Source organism: Streptomyces sp. AC512_CC834, assembly GCF_019049325.1.
GTDB lineage: Bacteria > Actinomycetota > Actinomycetes > Streptomycetales > Streptomycetaceae > Streptomyces.
Genome location: NZ_JAGMUO010000065.1, coordinates 54,619 through 67,630 on the forward strand (window position 1 = coordinate 54,619; position 13,012 = coordinate 67,630).

14 protein-coding genes and 1 pseudogene are annotated in these 13,012 nt (G+C 69.4%); 9 read left to right on the forward strand and 6 right to left on the reverse strand.

Going from position 1 to position 13,012, the window contains the following annotated elements; translation table 11 throughout:
- Positions 1-972 carry an SDR family NAD(P)-dependent oxidoreductase gene (locus KUM40_RS22365; protein WP_217167800.1) on the forward strand — a complete coding sequence of 324 codons (972 nt, stop codon included), beginning with the start codon at positions 1-3 and terminating at the stop codon, positions 970-972.
- Positions 973-1,046: 74 nt separating this feature from the next.
- On the opposite strand, the gene KUM40_RS22370 is transcribed toward KUM40_RS22365, so the two are convergent.
- The 3 genes from KUM40_RS22370 to KUM40_RS22380 all read right to left on the reverse strand — a co-directional run bounded on the left by KUM40_RS22370 (position 1,047) and on the right by KUM40_RS22380 (position 4,346).
- The gene (locus tag KUM40_RS22370; protein WP_217167801.1) at positions 1,047-2,090 is read right to left on the reverse strand and encodes an aldo/keto reductase; all 1,044 of its coding nucleotides are present in this window, start codon (positions 2,088-2,090) and stop codon (positions 1,047-1,049) included.
- A 1,146-nt stretch (positions 2,091-3,236) separates the two neighbouring features.
- Positions 3,237-3,692: an NAD-binding protein gene (locus KUM40_RS42475; protein WP_308401209.1), complete on the reverse strand. Its 456-nt coding sequence runs from the start codon at positions 3,690-3,692 to the stop codon at positions 3,237-3,239.
- 93 nt (positions 3,693-3,785) lie between these two features.
- The gene (locus KUM40_RS22380; protein WP_217167803.1) at positions 3,786-4,346 is read right to left on the reverse strand and encodes a DUF308 domain-containing protein; all 561 of its coding nucleotides are present in this window, start codon (positions 4,344-4,346) and stop codon (positions 3,786-3,788) included.
- A gap of 213 nt (positions 4,347-4,559) precedes the next feature.
- Between KUM40_RS22380 and KUM40_RS22385 the strand changes: the two genes are divergently transcribed.
- The 7 genes and pseudogenes from KUM40_RS22385 to KUM40_RS22415 all read left to right on the forward strand — a co-directional run bounded on the left by KUM40_RS22385 (position 4,560) and on the right by KUM40_RS22415 (position 8,569).
- A complete protein-coding gene (locus tag KUM40_RS22385; RefSeq protein ID WP_217167804.1) occupies positions 4,560-5,183 on the forward strand; it encodes a TetR/AcrR family transcriptional regulator in 624 nt (207 codons plus the stop codon).
- Positions 5,184-5,519: 336 nt separating this feature from the next.
- Complete coding sequence (locus tag KUM40_RS22390; RefSeq protein ID WP_217167805.1) at positions 5,520-6,152, forward strand: TetR/AcrR family transcriptional regulator; 633 nt, start codon at positions 5,520-5,522, stop codon at positions 6,150-6,152.
- Positions 6,153-6,281: 129 nt separating this feature from the next.
- Positions 6,282-6,422, forward strand: a pseudogene (locus KUM40_RS42480) (MarR family transcriptional regulator); the annotation flags it as partial.
- Positions 6,423-6,758: 336 nt separating this feature from the next.
- Positions 6,759-7,292, forward strand: a complete 534-nt coding sequence (locus tag KUM40_RS22400) for a hypothetical protein (protein ID WP_217168608.1) — start codon at positions 6,759-6,761, stop codon at positions 7,290-7,292.
- Between the two features lie 65 nt (positions 7,293-7,357).
- Positions 7,358-7,987: a DUF3289 family protein gene (locus KUM40_RS22405; protein WP_217167806.1), complete on the forward strand. Its 630-nt coding sequence runs from the start codon at positions 7,358-7,360 to the stop codon at positions 7,985-7,987.
- Complete coding sequence (locus KUM40_RS22410) at positions 7,974-8,264, forward strand: hypothetical protein (protein ID WP_217167807.1); 291 nt, start codon at positions 7,974-7,976, stop codon at positions 8,262-8,264. The genes KUM40_RS22405 and KUM40_RS22410 overlap by 14 nt, the downstream gene beginning before the upstream one ends.
- 89 nt (positions 8,265-8,353) lie before the next feature.
- Positions 8,354-8,569: a hypothetical protein gene (locus tag KUM40_RS22415; RefSeq protein ID WP_217167808.1), complete on the forward strand. Its 216-nt coding sequence runs from the start codon at positions 8,354-8,356 to the stop codon at positions 8,567-8,569.
- A gap of 515 nt (positions 8,570-9,084) precedes the next feature.
- Here KUM40_RS22415 and KUM40_RS22420 read toward each other — a convergent pair.
- Positions 9,085-9,870, reverse strand: coding sequence for a helix-turn-helix domain-containing protein (locus tag KUM40_RS22420; RefSeq protein WP_217167809.1), 786 nt, complete (start codon positions 9,868-9,870; stop codon positions 9,085-9,087).
- A 63-nt stretch (positions 9,871-9,933) separates the two neighbouring features.
- On the opposite strand from KUM40_RS22420, the gene KUM40_RS22425 reads away from it, so the two are divergent.
- Positions 9,934-10,740, forward strand: a complete 807-nt coding sequence (locus KUM40_RS22425) for an SDR family NAD(P)-dependent oxidoreductase (RefSeq protein ID WP_217167810.1) — start codon at positions 9,934-9,936, stop codon at positions 10,738-10,740.
- 116 nt (positions 10,741-10,856) lie between these two features.
- Here KUM40_RS22425 and KUM40_RS22430 read toward each other — a convergent pair whose 3' ends face one another.
- Both KUM40_RS22430 and KUM40_RS22435 read right to left on the reverse strand, forming a co-directional pair.
- Positions 10,857-11,954, reverse strand: coding sequence for a MerR family transcriptional regulator (locus KUM40_RS22430; RefSeq protein WP_217168557.1), 1,098 nt, complete (start codon positions 11,952-11,954; stop codon positions 10,857-10,859).
- Between the two features lie 113 nt (positions 11,955-12,067).
- Positions 12,068-12,895, reverse strand: a complete 828-nt coding sequence (locus KUM40_RS22435) for a MarR family transcriptional regulator (protein ID WP_217167811.1) — start codon at positions 12,893-12,895, stop codon at positions 12,068-12,070.
- Positions 12,896-13,012: the final 117 nt, after the last annotated feature.

Sequence of the window (13,012 nt, forward strand, 5' to 3'; positions counted from 1 at the left end):
ATGAACACTCACGAACGCATCTCCACGCCCTTCACCGCGTCCAGCACCGCGGACGACGTGGTGCGCGGCCTCGACCTCGCCGGCGTCCGGGCGATCGTGACAGGAGCCTCCTCGGGGCTCGGGACCGAGACGGCTCGTGTGCTGACCGCTGCCGGGGCGGAAGTGACGCTCGCGGTCCGCAACACAGCCGCCGGTGCCGCCACCGCCGAGACGATCGCGAAGTCGACCGGACGGACCCGCCCCCGGGTCGTCCGGCTCGACCTCGCCGACCTGAGTTCCGTCGCCCGGTTCGTCGACGCGTGGACCGAGCCGCTGCACCTTCTGGTCAACAACGCGGGAGTGGTCACAGGCGGCCTCGAACGGACGCGTGAGGGCTGGGAACTTCAATTCGCGACGAACCATCTCGGTCACTTCGCCTTGGCCACCGGCCTTCACGACGCTCTGGCCCGGGGAGCCTGCGATCGCCACGGAGCACGGATCGTCCCGGTCAGTTCGACGGCGCACATGCGTTCCGGCATCGACTTCGACGACCTCCACTTCGAGCGTCGCGGCTACGACCCCCAGATCGCCTACGCCCAGTCGAAGACGGCGAACTCCCTCTTCGCCGTCGAGGCGACCCGCCGCTGGGCCCACGACAGCATCGTCGCCAATGCGGTGAACCCCGGGGGTGTCGCGACGGGACTGCAGCGGAACTTCACCGCACAGCAGAAGGCGTCGCTCCACGCGGCCGAGGCCGCAGGAGTCTTCACGTACAAGACTGTGGGACAGGGGGCCGCCACCATCCTCGTCGCGGCCGTAGCCCCACAGTTCGCCCGCCATGGAGGCCGCTACCTCGACGACTCACAAGAGGCCTACACCGTGCCGAACGACACCGACCTCGCGAGTCACCCTCACGGTGTCAAGGAATGGGCGCTCGACCCCGGCACCGCCGAGCGCCTGTGGACGGTGTCGACCGACCTGCTGCGCAACTGACCTCCGCGGCGGATCAGCGGATCACGGGTGCCGTCGCCGGTGATCGTCATGGCACCGGGAGACTCACTCCCTCCTCACCAGGCTGCGCTGCGATCGTGCGCCGGGCGGCGCCTGAGGGCGGCGTCGAGCAGTGCCTGCGACTGGTGTCCGACGTCCATCACACCGATGTCGGCGCCCGGGGGCACGATCTCGTCGATGCGGTCGAGGACATCGTCGCCGAGGTGCGTGTCAGCGCCGTCCAGCAGGTCGTCCAACTGCTCCACTGTTCTCGGGCCGATGATCGCGGACGTCACCCGGGGGTGCGCGACGGCGAAGGCCATCGCCATGTGCGTCATCGACAGACCCGCCGACTGAGCCAACGGCACCAGTTCCTCGATCACGTCGAACTTGCGCGGATCGGTCATGTGGCGCGGGCCCCACGCCAGGCGTCCGGGGGTCACGTCATGATGTTGGTCCCTGCGGTACCGCCCCGTGAGAAGACCCCAGGACAGCGGGCTCCAGGTCAGCACTCCCATGCCGTACTCGCCACACACCGGCAGCACCTCCCTCTCCACGCCGCGCGCCAGGATCGAGTACGTCGGCTGCTCGCTGCGCAGCCGTGCGAGGCCTCGGCGCTGCGAGACCCACTGTGCTTCGACGATCGAGGACGGCGGGAAGTTCGACGACCCGATGGCCCGGACCTTGCCGCTGCCGACCAGGTCGGTGAGCGCCGACAGCGTCTCGTCGAGATCCGTCTCGGGGTCGAAGTGATGGATCTGGTAGAGGTCGATGTGCTCTACACCCAACCGGCGCAGCGAATCCTCGACAGCGGTCATGATCCACCGGCGGGAGGCGCCGCGGCGATTCGGGTCCTGCCCCATCGGACCGGTGAACTTCGTGGCGAGCACGACGTCGTCCCGGCGCCCCCTCACGGCGTGACCTACGATCGTCTCCGTCTCCGTCTCACCACCTCCGTAGACGTCCGCGGTGTCGATGAAGTTGATGCCGCCGTCCAGAGCACGGTGCACGATCCGCCGGCAGTCGTCGACGTCCGAGTTGCCCGCGGGACCGAACATCATCGTGCCGAGACAGTAAGGGCTGACATGCATGCCGGTCCGGCCGAGGGTGCGCATCTTCATGATAGATCTCCTGGCATCGACGTGGTATGGGGTTCTCGTCCTGCTGCGGTGCGCCCGAAACGCGTCGGGCACACCGCATGCCACTGTCGCCGCAGTACAGGTCAGACAACGTCCTCTATGCACCGCCGCGTGCCGCAGACGCGCCCGGTGCTCGCGCAGTTGGCCGGGTGCCCCTGCGAAGCGGCACCGCCGAGCCGGGACTCTCCCGCACCGGTGTTACGGGGTGATATCGAGACGGTAGAGGCGATACCCCCGGGCACGGCCGCGGAGAGTGAGCCGCCTCGCCTCCCAGCACCCGGCGAAAATCGCGTCGGCCCGCGTGTCCAACGGCCTCCAGGTGTGTCCGTCGTGGGACCCGTGGAGCCCCCAGTCGTGGGAGCCGCAGCCGTGGGCATCGTTCACCGACATCAGAAAGTACGAAGCGACCGCGGCGGGACAGGCGAGGGTCAAGCCGGGCTGTGCGGGCGTCGTCCCAGGCCAGCCACTTGGCGCGCTCGTCCGTCAGGAGACTGTCCGCCCCCTCGTCTCCCTCGTCGTACCCATCGCTCGCAGCCCACCGCAACGACTCCAACGGCCGGACGGACACCGAAAGGCGCTCCCTCCCGTCCGAGACGACATGACAGCAACCCCAAGAGCCGGACACGCCAACAGCCAAACCAACAGCGCCCTCCACCTCCTCCAGAGCTGATCACCACCGCGGCTGTACGCCGTCTGCCAGTCGGTGGAGGAGGGGTGGGCGGGGCGCAGCGTCGTGCCGTAGGCGAACACCGAGTCCCGGACCGTCTCGGCCGTGCGCGCACGCTCCGAGCGGCCACGTTCCCCCACTGGATCCACCCCGATGAAACCTGATCTCCACGTTCGGCGACCGGGCCGGGTCCACCGAGAGCTCCACGTACGTCGCTTCAAAGCTCGTGCCCGTTCCTGTTGTTGATGGCACGTCACCAGAGTCTCCAATGGAGGGTGCCGACTGTGATCAAGGACCCCACTCCCCCGGACTGACAACGGCTTGGTTGCCGGGATGGGGCGGGCCACCGGAGGGAGGGCATGGGCCCGCCTTGCGCATGGTTCGCACTCCGCCGTGATTGGTCGAAAACGTGATGCCGCACGAGCAGTACATGCGTCAATGGGGCATACAGTTGAGCGACGTCAGTGCGCGAGGAGGGCCTCAAGGTCGGGCTCTACTACTCCGAACTGCTCGCCAGCCCCTACGTCTCCCCGGCCCCGGACGAAGAGCACCTGCGCGCGTGGGACCGCTACCTCGGCTACCGTGACGGTCCGGTGCGCGAACTGCTCACCGTCCCCGCCCCGCTTCCAGGCGAGCGGCTCCGCGAGCGGCAGGGCCCCGTCGCGGGCCAGCGTCGTCACGGACGATCCCAGAGCGACGAACACCGTCGCCGTCTCCGACGCCACGACACCGCCGCCGATGACAGCAAGCCGAGCGGCGATCGTGCGCGCGGTGCCGGAATCGTCGGTGACTTCGACAACCAGGTCGGAGCCGATCCGCCCCTGCCCCCGGTACAGGGTGATCCCGGCCGAGTTCAGCCAGGACACCTGCCCGTCGTCCTTCCAGTTCGAGGCGAAGGAGTCACGGCGGCGGAGCACTGCACTCAGCCCTCCCCGTACCACCCGGTCGGGACGTTCTCCCCGACCGGACCCGCGTCGGTGACGATGACGTCGTAGGTGTGGTTGCTCGTGTCAGACTTCCTTGGCAGCGCGGCCCAGGCGTAGGGCCGAGATGAGGAAGAAGATGCCACCCGGGACCGCGTAACCGACCGCACCGGCGAGCGTGGGATTCTCCGCGCCGGCGGACGCGACGAACGACGCCCCGGCCAGCACCGAAATGCCGCCGCTCAGGATCATCGGCCACTGGCCACCCATCTTGCGGCGGGGAACAGCCACGACGAGCTGGACGAGCCCGGACACGATGGCCCAGGCTCCCCACACCCGCAGCACCGCGGGAATGCCGGACGTGGCGGCGATGCCCACGCTGACGGCCGCGACGAGGCTGACCGCCATGTTGATGTAGAGCAGCACCGGCGATCGGGCCTCGCGCGAGGCGTTCGCGTCGACGACGGCCGCGCCCAGGTCGAACAGCGGGTACACCACAAGCAGCACGGCCGCGACCGGGGTGATCTCCTCGGCCATGGTGAACATCACCAGCGCCCAGACGATGGCGAACGCGAACCGGACGAAGTACAGCCTCCGCAGGGCAGAGGCGGTCCCGGTGGTGGAGGACGGAGCAGCGACGCTGGTCACGTTGATCCTTTCGGTGGATACGAACGAGGGAGAAGTTCAGGGCGTTGTTCTGGTCGGCCGTCCCGATCAGGTCCGGCCCGACAGCGCCCTGGGCTCGCCGAGGACGAGGAGTCGCTGACTCCGCCCCGGCAAGACTGAACGTTCTGTTCACTAACCCTGGCAAGGGTGGGATGGCTTGTCAAGACCGAACGTTCTACCCGCTAGGATGACCGTATGGTGCGCAGTGAATCCGAGAGTCGGCCGTCCGAAGCGCGGTCCCGGCTACTCAAGACGGCCGGCCAGGTGTTCTACGCGGAAGGGATCCACTCCGTCGGCGTCGACCGCATCGTCGCGGAGGCGCAGGTGACACGGGCGACCTTCTACCGTCATTTCCCCAGCAAGGAGACGCTCGTCGTCGCCTACCTCGCGGAGGCCGACCGTGCCATGCGCGGCCAGGTCGACGCGGCCGTCGCCGCGAAGCTCCCGGCCGCCGACACCGTCCGGGCGCTCAGCACGTCCATCGCCGAGAGCATCCAGTCGCCCGGCTTCCGGGGCTGCGCCTTTCTCAACGCCGTCGCCGAGTACCCCGACGCGGATCATCCGGTGCACATGGCCGTCCTCGCGCACCGCCAGTGGTTCCTGGACACCGTCATCGGACTTCTGGCCAAGATTCAGGAGCAGTCCGCCGAACCCGCCGCCCACCACTACGTGATGATGCGCGATGGCGCGATGGCCGCCGGCTGCCTCTTCGATCCAGCGCTGGTGTGCGAAACCTTCCTGACAGGTGTCGAAAGACTCCTCGAAGTTCACGCAACTCGTTTCTCTACGCGCTTCTCTGCCAATCCGGCGGACACCTGAGTGCGGTGTCGCGTCACCGGCGGATCACCCGACGACAGGCACCGTCGCCGCCAAGGGACACGTGCGATCGCGTAGTCCCGGCGTCGGGCCGGGGCCCACCCGTGCGGCGACCACGAGGGCGCGACGGCCGACCAATTGAGCGAGCGCGGGGATGAAAGGGAAGGGCGCGGTCAGCACGCACACGCCCATCGGCAGGGCGGTCGTACGGTGGCCCCAGCGCTCGGCCGGGCCGAAGCGCCGCATCCTCCGTATCGTCCGACGACGTTCTCGCGCAAGATGACCCAGCAGTGTCGGCAGAACCGAACGTTCTACCTCTTGCTTTGATAACCTGACAGGATGAAGCCAAGCCCAGAAGGCGGAGGCACCTCCGAGGCGCGAGCGCGGCTGCTCAACACAGCCACCAGGATCTTCTACGCGGAAGGAATCCACTCCGTCGGCATCGACCGCATCACCGCGGAGGCGAAGGTGACCCGGGCCACGCTGTACCGGCACTTCACCGGCAAGGAAGACCTCGTCCTCGCCTACCTCAACCAAGCCGACCAAGGAATCCGAGCACAGACCGCCGCCGCCCGGGCGAGCAGCAAGTCAGCCGTCGACCAAGTCCAGGCCGTCGCCCAGTCCATCGCCGCTGGCATCCAGTCCCCCGGTTTCCGCGGCTGCGCCTTCCTCAACGCAGCCGCCGAATACCCCGATCCCGCCCACCCCATCCACCAGTTCATCCTGGCCCACCGTCAGTGGTTCCTGAACACCATCACGGACCTGCTGGCGCAAACCAGCGATGCGCCCGCCGGCCCGCCCGCACGGCACCTCGTCATGCTCAGGGACGGCGCCATGGCAGCCGGCTGCCTCTTCGACCCCGAACTGGTGTCCAACACCTTCTTGAGGGGCGTCGAAGGACTCCTCCGGAAACGCACCGGCTCGGCGACCGCACCAGGCACGTCCCACGACTCCCGTCGCATCCTGCGCTGACCCGCCGACGGGCGGAACCGTCCGAACGTCCTGTTCGAGGAGCTGGTGCGCCAGCCAGTTCAGTGTTGTCGATTCCTACGCCGTGAGCCGGTCCGGGCCCTTCCGGGCTGCTCCGACGGTTCCGCCACGGTGCTCGCCCTCCTCGGCCGCCACGACGCCATGCGCATCGGCAGGCTCGCCGAACTGCCGGGTGTGGACGTCTCGGTGACCAGCCGTCACGTGGTCCATCTCGCCACGCAGGGCCGGGTCGACCGCAGGCCCGGTCCCACCGATCGGCGCTCGCGCACCCTTGGCCCGAACAGCTCGCGTACGCAGACCCGCCCGGGGGGGGCCACCGCCCCCGGACCCCGGCCGCCTGGCAACAGGAGGGTTGACGGGCCAACAGTTGACCTGTCTGGAGCCGCTGTTACTCAAGGGGAAGAAGCTCGGGCGACCGCCGAGGTGGACCCGACGGCCCACGGCATGGGACCTCAGGCGTCCTCAACCTCCCCTCTGAAAGGTCAAGGAACCCTCACCCACGTCTGTTACGTCCTCTCCGACCGGCGAAGAGCCGTGAATCGGGGGCTGCTTCGCGACGCTGTGCAAGTCTGCATCGTGGGAGGCGCCATGAACAGACGCGTCATACTGCCGCTCAGTGCCTTATTACTCCTCGTCGGAGCCGCGACGCCTGCCGTCGCAGGCACCGACGACGACAGCTCCGCTACCGGGAAGACGATCTACCGGGACGACACGGTCGACGTGTCCTACCAGCAGCTCGCGGCGGACGATCCGCAGTGGAGCGAGGTGCCCCGGACATTCCGCGACAAGGTGCCGGAGGGCTCCTACATCGCGCAGCTACAGATCAAGAACGTCTCCAAGGACGACATCGACGGCTGGTCGCTGTCGTTCGAGTCGCCGGACAGGATCACGGCGACCGAGTCGGCGAAGCTGGACGCCCGGCAGGGCATGCGCACGACGATCCAGAACGACCCGGCGGACAAGCTGATCGAGCCGGGCAGGACCTCGACTCTCTGGTACCGCGCGCAGGACGGAAAGACGGCGGCACACACGCCTGCGTGGGCGCCCTTCGCGATGGGCGGGGCGCGGCCGACGCAGGACACCGACGGCGACGGCCTCCCTGACGACATGGAACTGATCTGAGCTGGGATTTCTGGGTCGCCTCGTTCACGCCCGAGTTCCTGATGTGGGGCGAGTTCAACGACATCATGAACATCGGCAAGGCAGGCGCGGACGCCGACAACCAGCAAGCGGTGGACGACCTGCGGAACGCCTTCCGCTACGGCCACAACGGGCAGAGCGCGGGCACCGTCACCGTGGACGACGACTACGACCCCGCCAAGTATCTCCAGGTCGGCTCCGGCAGCGCCCTGTCCCGGGCGGTCGCGGCATCACCGCAGGAGCAGAGCTACATCGAGAAGGCCAAGGGGATCATCCTCCAGTCCATCACGGACAACCGGGGCGGAACGGCACAGTTCCAGGTCCAGGACGACCTCAACAAGAACCTGCTGTACCAGCGGTTCAAGAACAGCGGCCTGCAGTACCCGGTGTACGACTTCTCCGTCACCGACGCCAACCAGCGTGCCCTTTCCATCGCCATCCATCAGTTCCACGGGCACACGATCCGGCTGAAGGACTACAAGGTCACCGGGAACACGTTCTCCGGAACCCTGGTCTTCCACTCGTACGACCGTTTCGGGCTCGACCCCGACGACGAGATCACCAACTACGGTTTCATCGACTGGTTTACACTCCAGCACTTTGACCGGTTCGACGGGAAGTACCCCCCGGCGATCGCGGTGGCGGACGTCGAAGTACCCATCAGTGGTTCGTTCTGACGCCCTGGAACTGGAGCGGCGCCTGAGGCGGCGCTCGCCGGGCCGGATCGTGCTCGTCACGCTGATCGTCGTGGCGGCGCTCATCCTGGCCTGGCGAGTCGTCGTCCTCGGTGCACTTGAGGCGCACTACGGCAGCGGGTTCGACGATCGGCGGTTCGACAAGCTGGAGACGGGCTTCGATCAACGGCAGACGGCCTCGACCAGGCCGACGCCCGGATGCGGGAGCTGGTGGCCGCCCACCCGCAGGCCGAACGAATCGCCTGGAGCCTGGCGCTGATCTGCGTACGCGACGCCGGACGGTCCGAAGCCTGCGAGCCGACGACTCCGCGGGACCAGGCGACGTACTAGGCTCTGCGTGGCGTCGACGTGATCGTGCACCAGTCGAAGGACGACGGGCGCACGTTCTTCCGCTTCTACGGGGACGATCCGCCGCGTTACACGATCATGCACGCGTCCGACGGCACGGACGTGGCGGCGTACGCGAAGGACCACGGCTTCCGGAGCACCCGGTCGTTGAAGCCGGGGTGGGCGATCCTCGGGCCGATCCCCGACGTGGATCGTGAAGATGATCAGTGGCAGTGAGGCTCGGGCAGCGGGCAGTTTGGGGCGCAGGGGCGTGAACGCCTTCGTCCGGCGTGGGCCGTGAGGCACTGCGCGTAACCCCGGCACAGTCCGCCACGGCCATTGTGTCTCGTACGTCTCTGCGTAGTAGGCGGGACGCGGGAGACGTGCTCACCATCGGCCGGCTGCCAGTGACCGACCTGGCGGTAGTCCCACGCGGCGTAGCCGCAGACGTAGCTCATCGGTACGTCGCAGGCGCGGGGAGGGAAGACCTCCTGAGCGAAGCGGTCCAGGAACTCGGCGGTCTCCTTCGGGCCCTCACAGTACGGCGGATCGGCCCAGATCTCCTTGTACGTCGGCAGCACAAGGAGGTCGAGGTGCACCGGGCACTCCAGCCCCTCCCACCGCTCCAGCCCGATCGACGGCTGGCCCGTCCGTTCCCGCGGACCCGGAGCAGCAGTTGGACCCCGACGTCCTGATCCGTGAGGAATCTGGACCGGGGTGCAGGGTGTGCAACTGACGCCGTGGCCGGATGCTCACAGCAGTCGGGCCAGGGCCGCCTCGGACGGGCTTCCGGCCGTCGCCTGGTAGACGATGATCACCTGCTGCTCCGCGCCGCCGACGGTGAGCGCCTGCCGGCGCAGGGCGAGGCCGCCGACGACCGGATGCGCGAAGCGCTTGAGTTCGTCGCGGGCGGGCCGCGCCTCGTGTCGCGCCCACAGACGGTGGAACTCCTCGTCCGTCTTCAGCTCGGCGACCAGGCCGGCAGTCCTGGGGTCGCGCGGGTCCGCTTCTGCGCGCAGGGCTGCTGCGGTCTGCGCCGCCACCTCCTCCCAGTCGGGAAAGAGCCGACGCGACGCCGGGTCCAGGAATACCGCCCGGGCCAGGTTGTGCCCGGGCTCGTACATCGAGGCGAGCGCGCGGGCCCGCTTGTTCGCCGCCAGCACGTCCAGGCACCGGTCCCGGACGTAGGCCGGGCGGTCCGCCCACGCGTCGAGCAGCCGGAGCACGTCTGCGGCGACCTCGGTCCGCGACGACGGTACGAGGTCGGGGCCGGCGAGGGCGAGCAGGTGTGCCAAGGCGTCGGCGTCCAGCTTCAGCGCCCGCGCGAGGGACCGCAGCACCTGCGGTGAAGGGTGCCGATCGACGCCCTGTTCGAGCCGCACCAGATATGGCTCGCTGATTCCCGCGAGCCGGGCCAGTTCCTCCCGGCGCAACCCCGCCACCCGGCGCCGCCCGATGGCCGGTATTCCCACGTCCGCCGCAGTGACGCGTCCGCGCCGGGCCTTGAGGAAGTCCCCCAGAAGGTTGTCGGCCGCCATGCCTGCAGGGTAACCCCCGCGGGGTGCTGGCTGCCGAGGCGGGGACGGCGCAGGCTCGACGACATGAAGACCTGGTTCATCACCGGCGCGTCCCGCGGCCTCGGCCGCATCTGGGCCGAAGCCGCTCTCGAGCGCGGCGACCGCGTAGCCGCCGCGGCCCGCGACCCCGAGACCCTGCGGCCCCTCCTCGATGCCCACGGGGACGACGTCCTCCCACTCCGCCTCGACGTGACCGACCGCACCGCCGTGACCGCCGCGGTACAGCAAGCCGCCGAGGCCTTCGGCCGCCTCGACGTGATCGTCAACAACGCGGGCTACGGCCTGTTCGGCATGGTCGAGGAAACCACCGAGGAGCAGGCTCGCGCCCAACTCGACACCAACCTGTTCGGACCCCTGTGGGTGACGCAGGCGGCCCTGCCGTACCTGCGCGCCCAGGGCAGCGGCCACATCCTCCAGGTTTCCAGCCTCGGTGGCCTCGCCGCCTTCCCCACGCTCGGGCTGTACAACGCCTCCAAGTGGGCCCTGGAGGGCATGAGCGAGGCCCTCGCCCAGGAGGTCGCGCCGCTCGGCATCCACGTCACCCTCGTCGAGCCCGGCCCCTACGGCACCGACTGGTCGGGCTCTTCCGCGGCGCACACCGAGCCACTGCCCGCCTACGAGCCCGTTCGCGCCGCGCGACGGGCCGGCGCGTCCGCCCGCGCCCCCGAGGATCCACGGGCCACCGCTGCCGTCGTACTCGAACTCGTCGACACCGACGCACCACCCCTGCGGCTCTTCCTCGGTACCTATCCCTATCCGGTTGTCGAGGCGGCCTATCGGAAGCGCCTCGACACCTGGCAGGACTGGCGGTTCCTCGCGTCCCGGGCGTGAGTGGCACGGAGCGGGCGGGCGCTCGGGGACGTCCGGTGTCGACGCGTTGACCTCAACGCCCGGCCGGAGCAGGGGGCCTTCCAGGAGCCGTCACGACACTGAGGCTGTCAGGCGGGTCAGGCTATGAGCAGGCGGAGGCCGAGATCTGCCGCTTCGAGGTCGGCGAGGTCGCTGTTGCGCTCGGCCCACCGTCCGGAGTCGAGGTCGTCTCTGAGGTTTCGGACCGCCCGCTGCTCGCTCTCCGGTCCGACGCGCGTCCACACCGACATCGCACGGCGCACTTGATCCTCCAGATACGCCGTGGGTCGGCGCCAGTACGCCTCGAACAGGCCGTCGGCGCAGTCCCACGGGACGGGCACCGGCTCAGCACGGGCACCGATCGCGTCAGTCATCCCGGCAAGCGAGGGGAACTCCGCGAGCACGGCGGCGAACTCGGTCAGGTAGTCGCGGGTGAGCCAGAACCGGTCCTGCCAACCGTGCTCGTCGGTGTCGAACGTGAGCACGACCACGCGGTGGGCGACTCGTTTCATCTCGCGCAGCCCCGCTGTCGGGTTCCCCCAGTGGTGAACGGTGGAGACCGCCATCGCGACGTCGAAGGACCGGTCCTCGAACGGCAGGCTCTCCGCGGCCGCGGCCACGCAAGGCGCCGAGCCGGCAGGCCGCTGCTTCCGCATGACCGCCGACGGCTCCACCGCGGTCACGTCGCGATCGGCAGGCTCGTAGGAGCCGGTGCCGGCCCCGACGTTCAGCACCGTCTGCGCGTCGCCGAGCGCGTCCCAGATCCGCGCGGCGATCCGCGGGTCAGTACGCCGTGTCGCGGGGTAGGCGCCGCCGATCGCGTCGTACAGCCGTGCACCGAGCACATCCAGTTGTTCCTCCGGTGTCACCGTCAGTCCCTTCGCCCGTACCTGAAGTTCTCTGTCAATGGCCGCCACCATGGCGTCGGCGCGATCACGCCGCTCCAGCAGCAGGCCGCGCAGTCGGCGCAGGTGCGCGACCGCGTCGGTGGACGGGTCGCCGACCAGTGCCGCCACCTCCCGCAGCCCGAAGCCCAACCGCCTGTAGGCCAGCACCTCCCGCAGCCGTTCCACGTCGCTCACCGAATAGGCCCGGTACCCGGCCGCGGTCCGCGCCGACGGCCGAACGAGGCTGATCTCGTCGTAGTGGTGCAGCGTGCGGACGCTCACGCCGGCCAGCTCCGCCACGCGTCCCACGGTCCAGTAATCCTCCACGGCGCCGACTATGCAGCCTGACGCCACGTGAGGGTCAACACCCTCACGCACGGCCGCGGGCGGGAGGCTCTCGTCCCGTCGGGCGCCGCTCGTCGTCACTTCGACCCCGCGGCCACCAGCGTCGCGGTGATGGGTTCGAGTGCGGCGGCCAACTCGTCGAGCTCGGCGGGAGACAGGGCGTCGTACGGCGGGGCGGCGAGCTCGTCGGTGAGGGCTTCGATGCGTTGCTTGAGCTCGCGGCCCGCCTCCGTGAACCGGCCGTCGGTGCCGACGAGCCCGCGCTCGCGCAAGCCGTTCATGACCGCGGCGAGCCGCTCCTTCGGCAGGTGATGAATGCGTCCGAACGACTCCGGCGGGTGGATTCCCCGCGCCAGCGCGTCGAGCACGTGGGCCTCCGTGCCCCCGATGCGCGCGCCGACGAGAGCGGCGACGTGCCCGTCAGCGCGGTGCTCGCGCAGCATGGTCGCGGAATGCCACAGCCGGGCGACCGGGTCGCTCGGCACCGCAAGGGTGCGCATCCCGGCGTACATCACCCGACCTTCCGTGGGCGCGTGCGTCGCGGCTTTGGTGGTCAGGTCCGCGGCGCGCACCAGGCCCGGGGAGTGGGCCGGCTCGTCGCCGAGGATCCGCCGTAGGGAGGCCGCGCTGCCGCGCTCCCGTGCGTCGAGCGACGCCTCGGGCGGGATCGTCTCCCAGGCGCTCGGGATGTGCCGCGCGGCCTCCCCCTCGGCGAAGCTGTAGAAGGCCGCGTGTACTACCTGCGCCGGCACCCGCCCCAGCGGCGCGGCGCGGCTGGCGAAGTAGCCGTCCCAGTAGGTGCGGTGACCGAGCGCGGCCAGCTCCTCATTGGACTCGTCGGCGAAGAAGGTGACCAGGCAGATGGGCTCCAGGAGCTCGAACATGCGGCGGGCGGTGTGGGTCATGGCCTCCATGATGCCCGCGGTCCGCAATGATCGGCGGAGCGGCGCTGCGGGCGGCTGCCGACCGGTCGCGGGTCAGTGTGGGCCGGTCGCCCACGGCGTGAGTGCGGCGAAGTCGCC

What these genes read in the sequence shown, in the direction of transcription:
- KUM40_RS22385 (WP_217167804.1), top strand. Translation starts at nt 4,560, where the DNA reads ATGGTGCGCAGTGAATCCGAGAGTCGGCCGTCCGAAGCGCGGTCCCGG.
- KUM40_RS22425 (WP_217167810.1), top strand. Translation starts at nt 9,934, where the DNA reads ATGAAGACCTGGTTCATCACCGGCGCGTCCCGCGGCCTCGGCCGCATC.
- KUM40_RS22400 (WP_217168608.1), top strand. Translation starts at nt 6,759, where the DNA reads ATGAACAGACGCGTCATACTGCCGCTCAGTGCCTTATTACTCCTCGTC.
- KUM40_RS22390 (WP_217167805.1), top strand. Translation starts at nt 5,520, where the DNA reads ATGAAGCCAAGCCCAGAAGGCGGAGGCACCTCCGAGGCGCGAGCGCGG.
- KUM40_RS22365 (WP_217167800.1), top strand. Translation starts at nt 1, where the DNA reads ATGAACACTCACGAACGCATCTCCACGCCCTTCACCGCGTCCAGCACC.
- KUM40_RS22370 (WP_217167801.1), bottom strand. Translation starts at nt 2,090, where the DNA reads ATGAAGATGCGCACCCTCGGCCGGACCGGCATGCATGTCAGCCCTTAC.
- KUM40_RS22420 (WP_217167809.1), bottom strand. Translation starts at nt 9,870, where the DNA reads ATGGCGGCCGACAACCTTCTGGGGGACTTCCTCAAGGCCCGGCGCGGA.
- KUM40_RS22435 (WP_217167811.1), bottom strand. Translation starts at nt 12,895, where the DNA reads ATGACCCACACCGCCCGCCGCATGTTCGAGCTCCTGGAGCCCATCTGC.
- KUM40_RS22405 (WP_217167806.1), top strand. Translation starts at nt 7,358, where the DNA reads ATGAACATCGGCAAGGCAGGCGCGGACGCCGACAACCAGCAAGCGGTG.